13 protein-coding genes are annotated in these 17,396 nt (G+C 62.8%); 2 read left to right on the top strand and 11 right to left on the bottom strand.

Translation table 11 applies throughout. The features are described 5' to 3' along the window. Nucleotides 1–136 precede the first annotated feature (136 nt). The 8 genes from V6M90_RS13795 to V6M90_RS13760 all read right to left on the bottom strand — a co-directional run bounded on the left by V6M90_RS13795 (nucleotide 137) and on the right by V6M90_RS13760 (nucleotide 8,212). Nucleotides 137–382: a DUF6124 family protein gene (locus V6M90_RS13795; RefSeq protein WP_332846682.1), complete on the bottom strand. Its 246-nt coding sequence runs from the start codon at nucleotides 380–382 to the stop codon at nucleotides 137–139. Nucleotides 383–850: 468 nt separating this feature from the next. Next, entirely contained in the window at nucleotides 851–2,491 is a 1,641-nt protein-coding gene (locus tag V6M90_RS13790; protein WP_332846681.1) for a BatD family protein, read from the bottom strand. Continuing rightward, a complete protein-coding gene (locus V6M90_RS13785) occupies nucleotides 2,488–4,227 on the bottom strand; it encodes a tetratricopeptide repeat protein (RefSeq protein WP_332846680.1) in 1,740 nt (579 codons plus the stop codon). Before V6M90_RS13785 ends, V6M90_RS13790 begins: the two co-directional genes overlap by 4 nt. Continuing rightward, nucleotides 4,224–5,312 (bottom strand): vWA domain-containing protein, encoded by a 1,089-nt coding sequence (locus tag V6M90_RS13780; protein ID WP_332846679.1) that lies wholly within the window; start codon nucleotides 5,310–5,312, stop codon nucleotides 4,224–4,226. Before V6M90_RS13780 ends, V6M90_RS13785 begins: the two co-directional genes overlap by 4 nt. Next, nucleotides 5,305–5,799, bottom strand: a complete 495-nt coding sequence (locus V6M90_RS13775) for a DUF4381 domain-containing protein (RefSeq protein ID WP_003174330.1) — start codon at nucleotides 5,797–5,799, stop codon at nucleotides 5,305–5,307. The genes V6M90_RS13780 and V6M90_RS13775 overlap by 8 nt, the downstream gene beginning before the upstream one ends. Then, nucleotides 5,796–6,728 (bottom strand): DUF58 domain-containing protein, encoded by a 933-nt coding sequence (locus tag V6M90_RS13770; RefSeq protein ID WP_141063982.1) that lies wholly within the window; start codon nucleotides 6,726–6,728, stop codon nucleotides 5,796–5,798. Before V6M90_RS13770 ends, V6M90_RS13775 begins: the two co-directional genes overlap by 4 nt. A gap of 5 nt (nucleotides 6,729–6,733) precedes the next feature. Then, nucleotides 6,734–7,693, bottom strand: coding sequence for an AAA family ATPase (locus V6M90_RS13765; protein ID WP_003174327.1), 960 nt, complete (start codon nucleotides 7,691–7,693; stop codon nucleotides 6,734–6,736). A gap of 165 nt (nucleotides 7,694–7,858) precedes the next feature. Further along, entirely contained in the window at nucleotides 7,859–8,212 is a 354-nt protein-coding gene (locus V6M90_RS13760; RefSeq protein WP_042944814.1) for a hypothetical protein, read from the bottom strand. 487 nt (nucleotides 8,213–8,699) lie between these two features. On the opposite strand from V6M90_RS13760, the gene V6M90_RS13755 reads away from it, so the two are divergent. Then, the gene (locus tag V6M90_RS13755; RefSeq protein WP_141063981.1) at nucleotides 8,700–13,568 is read left to right on the top strand and encodes an NAD-glutamate dehydrogenase; all 4,869 of its coding nucleotides are present in this window, start codon (nucleotides 8,700–8,702) and stop codon (nucleotides 13,566–13,568) included. 75 nt (nucleotides 13,569–13,643) lie between these two features. Here V6M90_RS13755 and V6M90_RS13750 read toward each other — a convergent pair whose 3' ends face one another. The 3 genes from V6M90_RS13750 to V6M90_RS13740 all read right to left on the bottom strand — a co-directional run bounded on the left by V6M90_RS13750 (nucleotide 13,644) and on the right by V6M90_RS13740 (nucleotide 16,486). Next, nucleotides 13,644–14,330: a GntR family transcriptional regulator gene (locus V6M90_RS13750; protein WP_141063980.1), complete on the bottom strand. Its 687-nt coding sequence runs from the start codon at nucleotides 14,328–14,330 to the stop codon at nucleotides 13,644–13,646. A 16-nt stretch (nucleotides 14,331–14,346) separates the two neighbouring features. Next, nucleotides 14,347–15,048 (bottom strand): FadR/GntR family transcriptional regulator, encoded by a 702-nt coding sequence (locus V6M90_RS13745; RefSeq protein WP_042944812.1) that lies wholly within the window; start codon nucleotides 15,046–15,048, stop codon nucleotides 14,347–14,349. A 112-nt stretch (nucleotides 15,049–15,160) separates the two neighbouring features. Continuing rightward, the gene (locus V6M90_RS13740) at nucleotides 15,161–16,486 is read right to left on the bottom strand and encodes a C4-dicarboxylate transporter DctA (protein ID WP_181408615.1); all 1,326 of its coding nucleotides are present in this window, start codon (nucleotides 16,484–16,486) and stop codon (nucleotides 15,161–15,163) included. Nucleotides 16,487–16,702: 216 nt separating this feature from the next. Here V6M90_RS13740 and V6M90_RS13735 point away from each other — a divergent pair, with 216 nt between their 5' ends. Beyond that, nucleotides 16,703–17,332, top strand: coding sequence for a DNA-3-methyladenine glycosylase I (locus V6M90_RS13735; protein WP_332846678.1), 630 nt, complete (start codon nucleotides 16,703–16,705; stop codon nucleotides 17,330–17,332). Nucleotides 17,333–17,396: the final 64 nt, after the last annotated feature.

Raw genomic sequence — 17,396 nt, 5'->3', positions numbered from 1 at the left:
CCAGACGACACAAATCGAGTGTGGGAGGGGGCTTGCTCCCGATATAGGTGTATGAGTCATACATTATTCAACTGACCCACCGCTATCGGGAGCAAGTCGAATCGTCGCACCGCCCCTCCCACACGGTTATGCGGCGTTAGTTGGGGGGTGGTTGCAGGCAATCCAGCGCCCGGTCGGCGAGGGTGCGGGCCATGTCGATCAGGTGCTCGGTGGCGCAGGCCATGTCGCGCTGGGTGCCGGTCAAGCCTTCGGCCGTTTCGGTGGCGGTGGTGGCGGCGCAGCGAAGCAGTGAGGATATGCTGGCGATGGCGTCTTCGAAGCTGAGGTTTTCGTGGGCGACGAAGAGGGGGGCGCAGGGTGGGTCGGGGACGATTTTGTTCATGAATGAACTCCTACTGAAAATGAAGCCATCCCGGTATCGGTCTCACTCGACAAAAGGGTGGCAGCTATGTGCGGGGTGAGAAAACCGGACAGTAGGACTCCGGCCAGACCGAAGTCTGCCCGCACACAGCCGCCATAAAGCATGGTTCCGACGGTTGTGGCGTTTGGCGCCTACTGGTTCCCGGGTTCTCACACCCGATCGCTGATATGCAGCGACGAAGCGAAGGCTAGCCAGTGAAATGAGCAGGCGCAAGGCCGAAGGATTGTCTAGGAAACGTCCTGCAAATTAAAGGGATATGGACTGCTGGCCTTTAACAATGCATGTCGACCGGACGACGCAGATCGAATGTGGGAGGGGGCTTGCTCCCGATAGCAGTGGGTCAGTCACTTTATTTATTGCTGACACACCGCCATCGGGAGCAAGCCCCATCCCACATTTTGATTTGTGGTGTGTCTGGGATGCAGGGGGTTATTTGGGATACAGCGGCGGCAGGCTGGTGCTATCCATCGCCGGGTCTTGCTCGCGCTCGGCCATTGGAATGGCTTTGATCGCGCGCCACAGTTCCTCGCCCAACCAATACTGGCCACTCTCGCTGTACAACGCGCCATTCAACCCATCCAAGGCATCCGACAACGGCACGAACCGCGCCGCCATGTCCGCCAGGGTTTCCGGTTGCTGGCGGGCCCAGGCGTCGAGGGCCTGGCGGGTGGCGTGGGGGTCGTTGGCCTGGGTCGCGCGCTTGAGGTCATCGAGCAGAGTGCGTGGGCTGGGGCCGGTTTGCGTGGCGCGCTGTACCGCCGGTTGTCGGCGGGCGCGCCACCACAGGCCGAAGCCGAGCAGGGTGGTGCAGGCCAGCAGCAAGGTACTCAGTTGCCACAGCCACAGGCGGCTGTCATCCGGGGCGGTGATGATGGTGGGCGTGGCCGGCGTGTCGACCACCAGGCTGGGGTTGTTGGCCACTTGCAGGGTGCGGGCCGGCAGGCTGGTGCGTTCGAGGTGATCCTCGTGGGTGTTCCACCACAGCACTTCCACCGGTGGCAGTTCGAGCGCGCCGACGCGGTTGGGCACCAGTGCCTCGCGGTCTTCGCGGCTTCCGACCAGGCCGCGGTCACTGGTCTGGTTGCCGAGCACCGGTTGGTCCGGGTAGCGGCGCAGGCCGTTGATGTCGGTACTGGGCAGCGCCGGCAACTGGGCGCTGGACAAACCCTCGGCCTTGATCGTGAGGCTGCGGGTCAGCGAGTCGCCGACCTGTACGTGCTCAGGCTCCGGGTTCCAGCCCTCGGTGAGGGTCAGGCTGCGCGCCGGCAACCAGGGCGCGTCGGCCGGATACCGCTCGGGCTTGGGCTTGACTGTCAATGTGAGTGGCGCTGAGCTGACGTGGATCAACTTGCCGGGCTTGGTGCCTTGCAGGGTGTTTTCCTGCGGCGGGCGCGACTCCACCAGCGTTGCGCTGAACGTCTGTGCGGGGATCGTCACGCTGCCGCTGTGCTGCGGGTAGATCGCGTAGCGGGTTTCGATCACGCCATGGCGGATGCTGTTGATGACTTTTTCATAGGTGCGCGACTCGCCCAGTTGTTCCACGCGTGTGTCGGGAATCTGCAACGGCGTGAGGCTGCTGTCGTCGTACAGCGATACCGAGTGGTACACGCGCACGGTCAACAGCACTTGGGCCTGCACGTACACGTTGGGTTGGTCAAGATTGGCTTCGATAAACACCGGCGCCAGCTCGGCGTTGGTGTTCTGGCTGGCGGTTTCCAGCACTTGCAGGATGATGGGCTGGGTCTGGTAGTCGCCCACTTGCAGGGGCGGGATGACCACGGTGCCGTTTTCCTTGGGCAGCAGGGTGATGATCCAGCGGGTGGTGGCGTGGTTGTCGCCGCCCAGGGTGGTGAGCTGGTTGATCTGGCGCGTGCCGCTGACTTCAAACTGCGCATCCAGCGGTGACAGGTCCGGTTTGCCGAACTGGGTCACATCGCTCGATTCCACCGTCAGTTCGACCGTTTCGCCGGAATTGAGGCGGCTGCGGTCGACGCTGGCGACCAGGCTTGCCGCCTGGGCGTGGCCCGCCGATAACGCCAGCAGGAGCAGTAGGGTGGTGCGGCGGCTCATCGCGTCTTGTCCTGATGTTGTTGCTGTTCGTACCAGAATTTGCGTCGCAGCAGTTCGCCGGGGTTGTCCGGGATCTCCCGCAGCCACTGTTCCAATGCCTGGCGGTGTTCGCCGTCGAGGCTGGCGTCATGGGTGCGCAGCGGCGGGGTGGTGGTGTGTTCGTCGCCCAGCTCGCTGCCCGGTACTTCGTTGCCGCCGGGTTGCGCTGGGGTGCCGGCCTGGGGCTCACCGGTGCCGGCTTCGCCCTGACCCTGGGTCGAGGTTTCGCCGCCTGTGGCGTTTTGCCCGCTGGCGCCCGGTTGCGCAGTTTGGCCGGGTTGGCCGGTTTCGTCATCTTCGTTTTTTGCCGGCTGCTCGGGCTCGGACCGCGCCTGTTCCTGCAGCAGGGTTTCCACCAGGGCTTTGTTTTTCAGCGCCGGTTGCAGGTCGGGCTGAGCTTCCAGGGCTTGTTCGTAGGCGTCCACCGCGGCCTCCAGCTCGCCGGACCTGGCCAGGGCATTGCCACGATTGTAGTGGGAGTAAGCGTCATTGCCTTCGGCAAAACGCTTGATGGCCTCGGCGTAGTTGCCGGCCTCGTACAGCGCCACGCCCTGCCATTGCGGGTCCTGGAAGTGTTCGGCGGCTTCGGCCGGGCGTTTTTTCTTCAGCAGGAATTGGCCTTGCTGGTCGGGACGCAGCCACAAATCCTGGAACTCGAAGGCGTAGCTGGGCTGGGGAGCCATCAACAGCAACAAGGGCAGGCAGAACAGCCAGCCGCGGCGCGCGGCGCAGGCGGCCAGCAACAGCAGCGGCAAGAGCAGCCAGTAACCCTGGTCGGCCCAGGTGTCCAGGTGCAGCAACTGGCCGTCGTTGCGCAAGGCTTGGGGTGGGTCGAGCACGCCGAGCTGGCGCAGGTCTTTGTCGTCCAGGCGCGCGGCGCGGTAACGCCCGGCCATTTCACTGGCGAAGGCCTTGAGGGTCGGGCTGTCGAGGCGCGGGACCAGAATCGCGCCTTGTTCGTCCTTGAGGAATTCGCCGCTCTCCTGGGTCACTGGCGTGCCTTCGCGGCTGCCGATGCCGAGGATCGACAGGCTCGGCGCCTGGTTGCTTTGCAGCAGCAGGCGAATGCCCTGGCGTTCCTGCTTGGACAGCGACGAGCCGATCAGCAACAGGCGGCCCTGGCCCAGGCCCGCCTGGTTGAGCAGGCCCAGGGCTTTGTCGACGGCCAGGTCGGCGCGGTGGCCGGACTCGGGCATGATCGAAGGGCGTAGGGCCTCGAGCAGGTTGCGGCTGGTGGCCAGGTCATCCGACAACGGCACCAGGGTGTGCGCGCTGCCGGCATAGACGACGATGGCGGTTTGCGCATCGGTGCGCGCCTGCAGCAAGTCGTACAGCTTGCGCCGGGCCTGTTCCAGACGGTTGGGCGGGCTGTCGGTGGCGAGCATTTCCGGGGTCAGTTCCAGCAGCACTACCAGCGGGTCGGACGGTTTCTGGCTGGACTGCTCAACCCGCTGCCAACTGGGACCGAGCAGCGCCAACAGGGCCAACAGCCAGGCAATGCCGAGCACCACCCAGGGGGATTTGCTTTCGCGTCCGCTGCCACCACTGAGCAGCACGGCGTGAAACGCCGGCGGCAGGATCATCTGCCAGCGCCCGGCGCGCTTTTGTCGGTGCCACAGTTGCCACAGCAGCCAGCCGAGCAACGGCAGCAGCAGCAGCCACCAGGGGCGTAACAGGTGCGGCCACAGGTCGATCATCGACGCCTCCGCAAACGCAGGCGTTTGAGGCGCTGGCGCCATTCAGGGCTTTGCGGCAGGAAAATGCCTTTGCTCGACAGCTTGTTAAGCGCGCGTTGCAACGCGTTGTTTGGCCAGCGTTCCTGGATGACCAGCAACAGGCTCAAGAGCAGCGCCAACGCCAGGGGGCCGCTGTACAGCGCCTGAGCCGGGCGGGCCTGGGTCGGTTGTTGTTGCACCGGTTCAAGTGTGTCCAGGGTTTGCTTGATCGCTTGCAGCTCTTCGCCGTCACGGGCGCGGAAATACTGCCCGCCGGTGGCGGCGGCAATGGCCTTGAGCGCAGGTTCGTCGAGGTCCAGGCTCGGGTTCACGCCCAGGATGCCCAGCGAGCCGGTCTGCTCAGGGTCGGCGCCGATGCCGATGGGGTAGATCTTCACGCCTTCTTCGGCGGCCAGGCGCGCGGCGGTCAGTGGGTCGATCTGCCCGGCGTTGTTGGCGCCGTCGGTGACCAGGATCAGCACGCGACTCTGTGCCGGGCGCTGGCGCAGGCGCTTGAGTGCCAGGCCGATGGCGTCGCCGATGGCGGTGTTCTTGCCGGCGATACCGATGCGCGCTTCATCGAGCCAGGTGCGTACGGTACGGCGATCGAAGGTCAGCGGCGCCTGCAGGTAGGCCTGGCTGCCGAACAGGATCAGGCCCACGCGGTCGCCTTCGCGTTGCTGCAGAAAGTCGCCAAGCAAGTGTTTGACCAGGCTCAGGCGGCTCACGTCTTCGTCCCGCCAGTGCATATCGGGGAAATCCATGGAGCCGGACACGTCCACCGCCACCAGCAAATCGCGGCCACTGGCGGCAATCGGCAGCGGTTCGCCCAGCCATTCCGGGCGCGCGGCGGCGGTCAACAGCAACAGCCACAGCACCACGAACGGCGCTTGCTGGCGCCAGCCCGGCAGGTTTACCCGGGCACGGCGCCGGGCGAGGCCTTCGAGGTCGCTCAGATAGCTGACTTTAAGTGCCGGCTCGCCGCTGTCGGCCGCGGGCAGCATGAGCCGCATCAACCAGGGCAAAGGCAGCAGGGCGAAGATCCACGGCCAGGCAAACTCAAACATGTTTGCGAATCCAGGTGTCGATCGCTTGGGTCAGGCCGGCAATCGCCTTGTCATCGAGTTTGCATTCGGGCTTGTAGGCGCCTTCCACCAGGACCATCCAGCGTGTGAGGCCGGCGGCCGGGCAGCGATTGTCGAGGAACGCCAGCCATTTGCGGCCGTTGAGGGTGTGGCTCTGGCTGTAGGGGTAGTCGTTGCGGCACAGGCGTTTGAGCAGGCCGTTGAGTTGTTGCAGCCAGGCCCCGGCGGGTGCGCCGTCGTAGGGTTTGGGCATCAGCGCCAGTTCGGCCAGGGCGGCGATGCGCAGCGGGTCCAACGGTTGTTCGGCTCGCGCCACCGGGCGCCGCGTGGGCAGAAAACGGCGCAGCGACCACAGGCCCCAGCCGAGCAGTGCGATCACCGGCAGCAACAGCCACCAGCCTGGCGCGGGCGGCCAGAAGCCGATGGCCGGCGGCGCGATCAGCGGTTGCAGTTGGTCGAGGCTGCTCATTGTTTTTTAACCGGGCGTTGCGGGTTGAGGTATTCGCGCAGTTGCTCGACCATTTCGCTCTGGGTACTCAAGGGCATCAGCAACACCCGCAGTTTCTGTGCCAGCAACTCCCAGCGTGCAATGCGCGCTTCGGCCTGGGCCTTGTAGGCCTGGCGCAGGTCGACGTTGAGCGTGTCCAGTTCCAGTTGCGCGCCTCGTTGCGCAAAGCGCAGCAACCCGGCGGCGGGCAGGGCGTGGTCGAGCGGGTCGGAGATCGGCAACAGCAGCAGGTCGCAATGGCGTGAGAGCAGGCTCAGTTGCTGTTCGGCGCCTTCGCTGAGCGCGCGTTCGTCGCAGATCACGATCACCAGGCTGCCGGGGCGTAGTACTTCGCGGCCACGGCGCAAGGCCATGCCCAGTGCGTCGGCTTCCGGGTGGCTTTCGGTGTCCAGGCTCTGGTTGACGCGCACCAGGCGGTTGAGCAGTTGCAGCAGGCTTTGTTTACTGCGCCGGGGTTTGATCTCGTAGTGTTCGTTGTCGCCGAAGACCAGCCCGCCGACCCGGTCGTTATGCCCCAGCGCCGCCCAGCCGATCAAACTCGCCGCCTGCGCCGCGAGCACCGACTTGAACATCTGCCCCGAACCGAAAAACAGCCGGCAGCTTTGCTCGACCATGATGAAAATCGGGCGTTCGCGCTCCTCGTGGAACAGCTTGGTGTGCGGTTCCTGGGTGCGTGCGGTCACCCGCCAGTCGATGGTTCGCACGTCGTCACCGGCCTGGTACACGCGCACCTGGTCGAAGTCGACCCCGCGCCCGCGCAGTTTGGAGTGGTGCAGGCCGATCAACGGGCTGCGCTGGCTCGGCGTCGAAAACAGCTGCACTTCGCGCACGCGGTGGCGCATCTCAATCAGCTCGCTGAGCGTGACGCGGACCCCTGCGCTTGCGTTCATCGATTTCAAGCGACGGCAACGACGTCGAGAATGCGTTGCACCACGCGGTCCTGGTCAATACCGGCGGCTTCGGCCTCGAACGACAGGATAATGCGATGGCGCAGCACGTCGAACAGCACCGCCTGGATATCTTCCGGGCTCACGAAGTCACGCCCGGCCAGCCAGGCATGGGCGCGGGCGCAGCGGTCCAGGGCGATGGAACCGCGCGGACTTGCGCCATAGGCGATCCACTCGGCCATCTCCGGGTCGAACTTGGCCGGGGTGCGCGTGGCCATGACCAGTTGCACCAGGTATTCCTCCACCGCATCGGCCATGTACAGGCCGAGGATTTCCTTGCGCGCGGCGAAGATCGCCTGCTGGCTGACGCGGCGCTCGGGTTTGGTTTCACCGTTGAGCGCTTCGCCACGGGCTTGTTGCAGGATGCGCCGCTCTACGGCCGCGTCGGGAAAGCCGATCTTGACGTGCATCAGGAAACGGTCGAGCTGGGCTTCGGGCAGCGGATAGGTGCCTTCCTGCTCGATAGGGTTTTGCGTGGCCATCACCAAAAACAGCGGCGACAGGTCATAGGTGCTGCGTCCGACACTGACCTGGCGCTCGGCCATGGCTTCGAGCAAGGCCGACTGCACCTTGGCCGGCGCGCGGTTGATTTCGTCGGCCAGCACCAGGTTGTGGAAGATCGGCCCCTGCTGGAACACAAAGCTGCCGGTTTCCGGACGATAGATCTCGGTACCGGTGATGTCGGCCGGCAGCAGGTCGGGCGTGAACTGGATACGATGGAACTGCGCTTCGATGCCCTCGGCCAGCTCTTTGATGGCCTTGGTCTTGGCCAGCCCCGGCGCGCCTTCGACCAGCATATGGCCGTCGGCGAGCAGGGCGATCAATAGGCGATCGATGAGTTTTTCCTGGCCGAGAATCTGCGTAGAAAGAAAGGTTCGCAGCGCGAGCAGCGCTTCACGATGTTCCATCGATGACGGTTCCTGGAAAGATGAGCCCGCGTGCTGTGCAACGAACACGGGCTGGGGGGCATTACTTTAATGCATCGAGGGGTGTGGCGACTAACGGCGTAACGGGTATTTTTGGCAAAACTTGTAGGAAATTTGTGCAGGAGCAGGGGCAATGTGGGAGGGGGCTTAAATTCGGGTGTAGGTGCCGGTGCCTTTGAGGATGTTCTGCAGGGTTTGCTCCACCTCGGCCAGGTCGGATGCGGCCGTGGAGTGGGTGATCTGCAACTGATCCTTGCCACCCAATGCATCGGCATCACCAGTGGCCAGCTCCACCAACAGGGTGGTGTCGCCCAGCGTCACCTTCAGCCCATCCAGGGTAGAGGGCTCGTAATCCCAGGTCAGTTCGACCTCATCCTCATCCGGGTAACGGGTCAGCATGAACATCTCGCCGTTTTTTCCGTGGCAGCAAAGCATGGCCATGTTGTCTTCTTCGTCGTCGCACGGCGTGGCCATCAGGGCGTCGGTTTTAAATTGCAGCATGGGAAATCCTGTCTGGGGGAAGGGCGCGGCGCGGCAATTGTGCCATTGCGGCGAATTTTCTGCTGCATCCCGTGTCACAACGGGGCATGACCTGACGGGCAAAGCCAGTCATTTTCGGTACTCGCAGGTTTGAAAACTGCCTGTTTTTGCCCCGCAACTTCCGGGTTGCACCCGTCGCAACTCCAAGCCTGCTTACCGATGACCGAATATGTCGCAGCGCTGCAAGAGCAGTGCTTCTACACTCGTTAAGCTGCGCAACGGATGCGCGCGTTCCGGGCGCCTGACCTGCCCGTCGTAACGTCACCCGGCAAGGTGCGCATCTTATGGAAGTTGTATGTGACCTGACTGTCCTGTCCAGCTTCACCCACCTGTCACCCTGATTCGTTTATGGTGCTTAACTCGTTACCAGCGAACAGAGCTGACGGTCCCCCCAAGGGGATAACACGCGACGCTTCCATCAATAACAAGCCCAAGCGGAGTACCACAGATGGCGTTCTTCACCGCAGCCAGCAAGGCCGACTTCCAGCATCAACTGCAAGCGGCACTGGCGCAGCACATCAGTGAACAGGCACTGCCACAAGTGGCGCTGTTCGCTGAACAATTCTTCGGCATCATTTCCCTGGACGAACTGACCCAGCGTCGCCTTTCCGACCTGGCCGGTTGCACCCTGTCTGCCTGGCGCCTGCTTGAGCGCTTTGACCACACCCAACCGCAGGTGCGGGTCTACAACCCCGATTACGAACGTCATGGCTGGCAGTCGACCCACACCGCGGTCGAAGTGCTGCACCATGACCTGCCATTCCTGGTGGACTCGGTGCGTACCGAGCTGAACCGTCGTGGCTATAGCATCCACACCCTGCAGACCACCGTGCTCAGCGTGCGGCGTGACAGCAAGGGCGAGCTGTTGGAAGTGTTGCCCAAGGGCACCCAGGGCGAAGGCATCGAGCAAGAATCGCTGATGTACCTGGAAATCGACCGCTGCGCCAACGCGGCCGAACTGAATGTGCTGAGCAAAGAGCTGGAGCAGGTGCTGGGTGAAGTGCGCGTGGCGGTGGCCGATTTCGAGCCGATGAAAGCCAAGGTCCAGGATCTGCTGGCCGGTATCGACGCCAGCCCGTTCGGCATCGACGGCGAAGAAAAGGCCGAGATCAAGAACTTCCTGGAATGGCTGGTGGGCAACCACTTCACCTTCCTGGGCTATGAAGAATTCGTGGTACGTGACGAGGCGGACGGCGGCCATATCGAATATGACGCCAGCTCGTTCCTCGGTCTGACCAAGCTGCTGCGTGCCGGCCTCACCGCCGACGACCTGCGCATCGAAGACTATGCCGTGTCCTACCTGCGCGAGCCGACCGTACTGTCGTTCGCCAAGGCCGCGCACCCAAGCCGTGTGCATCGTCCGGCCTACCCGGACTACGTGTCGATCCGCGAGATCGATGCCGACGGCAAGGTCATCAAGGAATGCCGCTTCATGGGCCTGTACACCTCGTCGGTGTATGGCGAAAGCGTGCGAGTCATCCCGTACATCCGCCGCAAAGTCGCCGAGATCGAACGCCGTTCGGGCTTCCAGGCCAAGGCGCACCTGGGCAAGGAGCTGGCGCAGGTGGTTGAAGTGCTGCCCCGCGATGACCTGTTCCAGACCCCGGTCGACGAGCTGTTCAGCACCGTGATGTCGATTGTGCAGATCCAGGAACGCAACAAGATCCGCGTGTTCCTGCGCAAAGACCCGTACGGTCGTTTCTGCTACTGCCTGGCCTATGTACCGCGCGACATCTATTCCACCGAAGTTCGCCAGAAGATCCAGCAAGTGCTGATGGATCGCCTGAAAGCCTCGGACTGCGAGTTCTGGACCTTCTTCTCCGAATCCGTGCTGGCCCGTGTCCAGCTGATCCTGCGGGTCGACCCGAAGAACCGTCTCGACATCGACACGCTGCAACTTGAAAAAGAAGTGGTGCAGGCTTGCCGCAGCTGGCAGGACGACTACGCGAGCCTGGTGGTGGAGAGCTTCGGCGAAGCCCATGGCACCAACGTGCTGGCGGATTTCCCGAAAGGCTTCCCGGCCGGCTACCGCGAGCGTTTCGCTGCGCATTCGGCTGTGGTCGACATGCAGCATTTGCTCAGCCTCACCGAAGCCAACCCGCTGGTGATGAGCTTCTATCAGCCGCTGGGCCAGGTTTCCGGCCAGCGTGAGCTGCATTGCAAGCTGTATCACGCCGACACGCCGCTGGCACTGTCCGACGTGCTGCCGATCCTGGAAAACCTCGGCCTGCGCGTGCTGGGCGAGTTCCCGTACCGTCTGCGCCACGCCAATGGCCGCGAATTCTGGATCCATGACTTTGCGTTCATCGCCGCCGAAGGCGTGAACCTGGATATCCAGCAGCTCAACGACACCCTGCAGGACGCGTTCGTGCACATCGTGCATGGCGATGCGGAGAACGATGCGTTCAACCGCCTGGTTCTCACCGCCGGCCTGCCGTGGCGCGACGTGGCATTGCTGCGTGCCTATGCCCGTTACCTGAAGCAGATCCGCCTGGGCTTCGACCTGGGTTATATCGCCAGCACCCTGAACAACCACACCGACATCGCCCGCGAATTGACCCGGTTGTTCAAGACCCGCTTCTACCTGGCGCGCAAGCTTACCGCCGACGACCTGGAAGACAAGCAGCAACGTTTGGAACAAGCGATCCTCAGCGCCCTGGACGACGTCCAGGTGCTCAACGAAGACCGCATCCTGCGTCGCTACCTGGACCTGATCAAGGCCACCCTGCGCACCAACTTCTACCAGACCGACGCCAACGGCCAGAACAAGTCGTACTTCAGCTTCAAGTTCGACCCGCGTGCGATCCCTGAGCTGCCCAAGCCGGTGCCGAAGTTTGAAATCTTCGTGTACTCGCCACGGGTTGAAGGCGTGCACCTGCGCTTCGGCAACGTTGCGCGGGGCGGCCTGCGCTGGTCCGACCGTGAAGAAGACTTCCGCACCGAAGTGTTGGGCCTGGTAAAAGCCCAGCAGGTGAAGAACTCGGTGATCGTGCCGGTGGGCGCCAAGGGCGGCTTCCTGCCGCGTCGCCTGCCATTGGGCGGCAGCCGTGACGAGATCGCGGCCGAGGGTATCGCCTGCTACCGCATCTTCATTTCCGGCCTGTTGGACATCACCGACAACCTCAAGGACGGCGCGCTGGTGCCGCCGGCCAACGTCGTGCGTCATGACGACGATGACCCGTACCTGGTGGTGGCGGCGGACAAGGGCACTGCGACCTTCTCCGACATCGCCAACGGCATTGCCATCGACTACGGCTTCTGGTTGGGTGATGCGTTTGCCTCCGGCGGTTCGGCCGGTTACGACCACAAGAAAATGGGCATCACCGCCAAGGGCGCGTGGGTCGGTGTGCAGCGTCACTTCCGTGAGCGCGGCATCAACGTGCAGGAAGACAGCATCACCGTGGTCGGCGTCGGCGATATGGCCGGTGACGTGTTCGGTAACGGCTTGCTCATGTCCGACAAGCTGCAACTGGTCGCGGCCTTCAACCACCTGCACATCTTCATCGACCCGAACCCGAACCCGGCGACCAGTTTCGTCGAGCGCCAGCGCATGTTCGAGCTGCCGCGTTCGGCCTGGACCGACTACGACACCAGCATCATGTCCGAAGGCGGCGGTATCTTCTCGCGCAGCGCCAAAAGCATTGCCATCTCGCCGCAGATGAAAGAACGCTTCGACATCCAGGCCGACAAGCTGACCCCGACCGAACTGCTGAACGCCTTGCTCAAGGCGCCGGTGGACCTGTTGTGGAACGGCGGCATCGGTACCTACGTCAAGGCCAGCATCGAAAGCCACGCCGATGTGGGCGACAAGGCCAACGACGCGTTGCGCGTCAACGGCAACGAGCTGCGCTGCAAGGTGGTGGGCGAGGGCGGTAACCTCGGCATGACCCAACTGGGTCGCGTGGAATTCGGCCTCAATGGCGGCGGTTCCAACACCGACTTCATCGACAACGCCGGTGGCGTGGACTGCTCCGACCACGAAGTGAACATCAAGATCCTGCTCAACGAAGTGGTGCAGGCCGGCGACATGACCGACAAGCAACGCAACCAGTTGCTGGCGAGCATGACCGACGAAGTCGGCAGCCTGGTGTTGGGCAACAACTACAAGCAGACCCAGGCCCTGTCCCTGGCCGCGCGCAAGGCTTACGAGCGTGCCGCCGAGTACAAGCGCCTGATGAGCGACCTGGAAGGCCGTGGCAAGCTGGACCGTGCCATCGAGTACCTGCCGACCGAAGACCAACTGGCCGAGCGCGCCTCGACCGGCAAGGGCCTGACCCGTCCGGAACTGTCGGTGCTGATCTCCTACAGCAAGATCGACCTCAAGGAAGCGCTGCTCAAGTCGCTGGTACCGGATGACGACTACCTGACCCGTGACATGGAGACCGCGTTCCCACCGAGCCTGGTGGCCAAGTTCGGCGAAGCCATGCGTCGCCACCGCCTCAAGCGTGAGATCGTCAGCACCCAGATCGCCAACGACCTGGTCAACCACATGGGCATCACCTTCGTTCAACGACTCAAAGAGTCGACCGGCATGAGCCCGGCGAATGTGGCGGGCGCTTATGTGATCGTGCGTGACATCTTCCATCTCCCGCATTGGTTCCGTCAGATCGAAGCGCTGGACCACCAGGTGTCCGCCGAGGTGCAACTGGAGCTGATGGACGAACTGATGCGCCTGGGCCGCCGCGCTACGCGCTGGTTCCTGCGCAGCCGTCGCAACGAGCAGGACGCCGGGCGTGACACCGCGCACTTCGGTCCGCACCTGGCCGCGTTGGGCCTCAAGCTCGACGAACTGCTGGAAGGCCCGACCCGCGAAGGCTGGCAGACCCGCTACCAGGCCTACACCGAAGCCGGTGTACCGGAGTTGTTGGCGCGCATGGTTGCAGGCACGACCCACCTGTACACCTTGCTGCCGATCATCGAAGCCGCCGACGTGACCGGGCATGACGCCGCCGAAGTGGCCAAGGCCTACTTCGCCGTCGGCAGCGCCCTGGACTTGCCATGGTACCTGCAGCAGATCAGCGATCTGCCGGTAGCCAACAACTGGCAGGCCCAGGCCCGCGAAGCATTCCGCGACGATGTGGACTGGCAGCAACGGGCGATCACCATCTCGGTACTGCAAATGGCCGACGCGCCACAAGACATGGAAGCCCGTGTGGCCCTGTGGCTTGAGCAGCACCAGGACATGGCCGATCGCTGGCGCGCAATGATGGTGGAAATTCGTGCCGCGGTCGGCACGGACTACGCCATGTACGCGGTGGCCAACCGTGAGTTGCTGGACCTGGCGTTGAGCGGTCAGTCGGTGCTGCAACCGGCTTGATGCCTTGGTGAAACACCTGTGGGAGGGGGCTTGTTCCCGCCTCTCCCACATTTGGATCTTCTCTTGTTCTGGAGGTCAGTGGTGTTTCAGCAATTTGCTTTCCAGGTGATCCAGGTGTTGGGTCATCAACGCCACAGCAGCGTTCGAATCCCGTCGTTCAACCGCATCCACAATCGCCACATGCTCCTGCCACGCGCAATACGTGCAGGCTTTCGCTTCATATTGGGCGATTACCAGGGACGTCAACGGCACCAGGCTGTTCAGGAATTGCGCCAGTGGCGCATTCGCCGCAATGGCCGCCAGGTGCAGGTGAAACTCCCCCGACAAGCGAATCGCCGGCCCGCGCTGGTTGTGTTCGATGCACTCATGCTCGCGAGCGATCAATTCGCGTAGCTGGCGTATCTGTGCGGCTGTCGCCTGGGCGCAGGCCAGTTGCACCACCGTGATCTCGGTCATGCGCCGCGCTTCCAGAATCTGCCGCGTCTGCTGTGCATCCGGCGCCGCTACTTGGGCACGTTGGTTGGGACGCAGGATGATCACCTGTTGGTGGGACAGTTTGGCCAGCACTCGGCGAATCACGCTGCGGCTCACGCCAAAGGTTTCGCCCAGGCTTTCTTCGGTAAAGCGGCTGGCCGGGGCGATGCGTTGTTCGAGGATTGCGTCGAACAGCCGTGGGTAGATGTCATCCACTGAAGGCTTTTTACCGGCCGCCAGGCGCAGGGCAGGGAGGAAAGGCTCGCGTTGCAGGGCGTGGGCGGTCATGGTCGTCTCCAAAAAGTCAGCTGCCCAGATGGTCATCCGGGATGTTCAAGGCAATGCCCATGCGCAGGCCTTCCTGGAGGATGTGCCGACGCATCTCGGCGCTGGCCAGGGCGCTGTTCTTGTTACGGATGGCACGCACCACGGCTTCGTTTTCCTGCAGGCGTTCGGCCAAGTGCTCGGGAGAATTGCGCAGCACTTGGGCGCTTTGCTTGAGGGCGTTGCTGGTCTGCTGCACCACGTTCTGGAAGATCGGGTTGGAGGTGAGGGCGAACAGCTCTTCGTGAAAGCCGATGTAGGCGTTCATCCCGGCTTCGGCGTCACCTGCATCCAGGGCTTCGCGCATATCCATCAGGGTCAGGCGCAGTTGGCCGACATCCTTGCTGCTGATGGTCTGGGCGACCAGGCCGACAATGAACGGTTCCAGGGTGTAGCGCAGTTGCAAAATGTCTTCGAGGCTGGCGTCGGCCACGGCGTCGGTCGATTGCGGTTCGCTGACGCTGGTTTCCAGCACCACCACGCCTTTGCCGGGCATGGAGCGCACCAGGCCGAGGGTTTCCAGCACGATCACCGCTTCGCGCAGGCTGGGGCGGCTGATGCCCAGTTGTTCGGCCAGCTCACGTTGGCCGGGCAGCATTTCGCCACGCCGCCACTGGCCCCGCTTGAGTGCGGCGCGCAGTTTTTCTACGACTGAATTGACGACGGTTGAGGTGCTGATCACGTCGATGACTCCTTGATGTTGCGAATACATTGATCCAATTAACGCTGCTCAACGGTGGGAGGGGCGGTGCGACGATTCGACTTGCCCCCTCCCACATTTGTCCGTGTTGCTTTTAGAACTCCTGATGCGCCGGCAACACCGGCTTCCTGGTCTGGAAGGCGTACCCTTGTTCGCCGTCGAGCACTTTATTGGCGCGTTGGATATCGATGTCTTTTTCCCAGCGGGCGATGGCCACGGTGGCGACGCAGTTGCCAATCAGGTTGGTCAAGGCGCGGCCGATGCCCATGAACCAGTCCACCGCCAATACGAGCACAAGCCCTACCACCGGAATCGCCGGGATCGCCGTGAGTGTCGCCGCCAGAATCACCAGTGCCGAACCGGGGATGCCGTGGGCGCCCTTGGAGGTGATCAGCGACACCAGCAGGATGGTCAGCAGGTCGGTCATCGACAGCGGTGTGCCGGTGGCGTTGGCGATAAATACGATGGCCAGGGTCAGGTAGATGGAGAAGCCGTCAAGGTTGAACGAATACCCCGTCGGAATCACCAGGCCCACGGTGGAACTGCCGATCCCCAGGTGTTCGAGTTTGCGCATGACTTGCGGCAGTACCGCGTCGGAGGAGGCGGTGCCCATGACGATCAGCAGTTCTTCGCGCAAGTACTTGAGCAGCGGCAGCATGCGCAACCCTGAAACGCGCATCACCAGGCCGAGGATCAGCGCGACGAACGCGAAGCAGGTCAGGTAGAACAAGCCCACCAGGCTGCCCAGATGCTGCAGCGAATCCAGGCCGTAGGTGCTGGTGGTGAAGGCGATCGCGCCGAACACGCCGATGGGTGCCAGGCGCACGATCATGCCCATGATGCGGAAAATGACATGGCTCAGCTCATTGATCAGCCGCGTGATGCCGCTGGCCGCTTCGCCCACCAGGTTCAGCGCACTGCCGAACAGCACCGAGAACAACAGCACTTGCAGCACGTTGTTATCGGCAAAGGCGCCGATCACCGAGTTGGGGATCAGGTCCATCAGGAACTGGCTGGTGCCTTTGATGTGCTGGCCCTTGTCGGCCAGTTCATTCAGACCGGCGGAGGACAGTTGCTCCAGGTGGATATTGGCGCCTTGGCCGATACCGGTGCTGAACGCCATGATCAGGCCGATCACCAGGGCAATGGTGGTGAGCACTTCAAAGTAGATCACCGACTTGAGGCCGATGCGCCCGACTTTCTTCAGGTCGCCGGCGCCGGAAATACCGCTGACCACCACGCAGAACACGATCAGGCCAATCAGCATTTTGATCAGCTTGATAAAACCGTCACCCAAGGGTTTGAGTTGCGAGGAGAATTCGGGAAGGGCCAGGCCGCAGATGATGCCAAGCATCAGGCCAATCACGACTTGCAGGAAAATCGAACGCGAGCACCATCTGAGCATGGGAGGGATCTCTATTCGGCGCCCCGGTGGTTCCAGGGCTTAATTGTTGTGGTCATACCGGTAAGTCCAGTGCGTCGCCAGTCTAGGCCAGGTATTTTTGAAATAACAAGACATTATTCGTCGGTTGACGAGTCCCGGTCTGACCAGTGGGTCGCTGAGGGCGATGCTTGAGCGGTTGGTGGTGTGCAAAAATTTTCGCTTATCATCCGCCTTCGGCACATGAGGTGATGGATGGATACACCAGGACTGACCACCGACGCGACAGGCCGCAGCTATTGCACGTGGCGCGCCTCGGCGCCCGAATACCCGCATTACCACGATCACGAGTGGGGTGTGCCGGTGGCGGACGATATCCAGCTGTACGAGAAGATTTGCCTGGAAGGTTTCCAGGCGGGCATGGCGTGGATCACCATCCTGCGCAAGCGCGAGCAGTTTCGAGGGGCGTTCGAGGGCTTTGATTTTCGTCGTATCGCGCAATATGGCGAAGCGGATATCGAGCGCTTGATGCAGAACACCGGCATTGTGCGCAATCGGGCGAAGATCGCGTCCGTCATCAACAATGCACGCCGGGCCTGTGAACTGGTGGATGAAACCGGTTCGCTGGCGCGGTGGTTGTGGGCGTTCGAGCCCGGCCCTGAGGAGCGCCCGGCCGTGGTGGACCTGGATTACTGGACGGGCAATCCCACCTCATCGGCCTCGGTGCGACTGTCCAAAGCCTTGAAGAAGCGCGGTTGGACGTTCGTGGGTCCAACCACGATGTATGCGCTGATGCAGGCGATGGGGATGGTCAATGATCACCTTGAAGGGTGCTTCTGCCGTAAGGGCATTGAAGATCTGCGGCACCAGTTCAAACGTCCCTAACCTGTGGGCGGGGGCAAGCCCCTCGCACATTCAGCCCCCCACCCACATTTCCGACTGCGGGTGT

It is taken from the genome of Pseudomonas lactucae (assembly GCF_036688725.1).
Taxonomy (GTDB): Bacteria; Pseudomonadota; Gammaproteobacteria; order Pseudomonadales; family Pseudomonadaceae; genus Aquipseudomonas; species Aquipseudomonas lactucae.
This window is presented reverse-complemented; position numbering and strand designations above follow the sequence as displayed.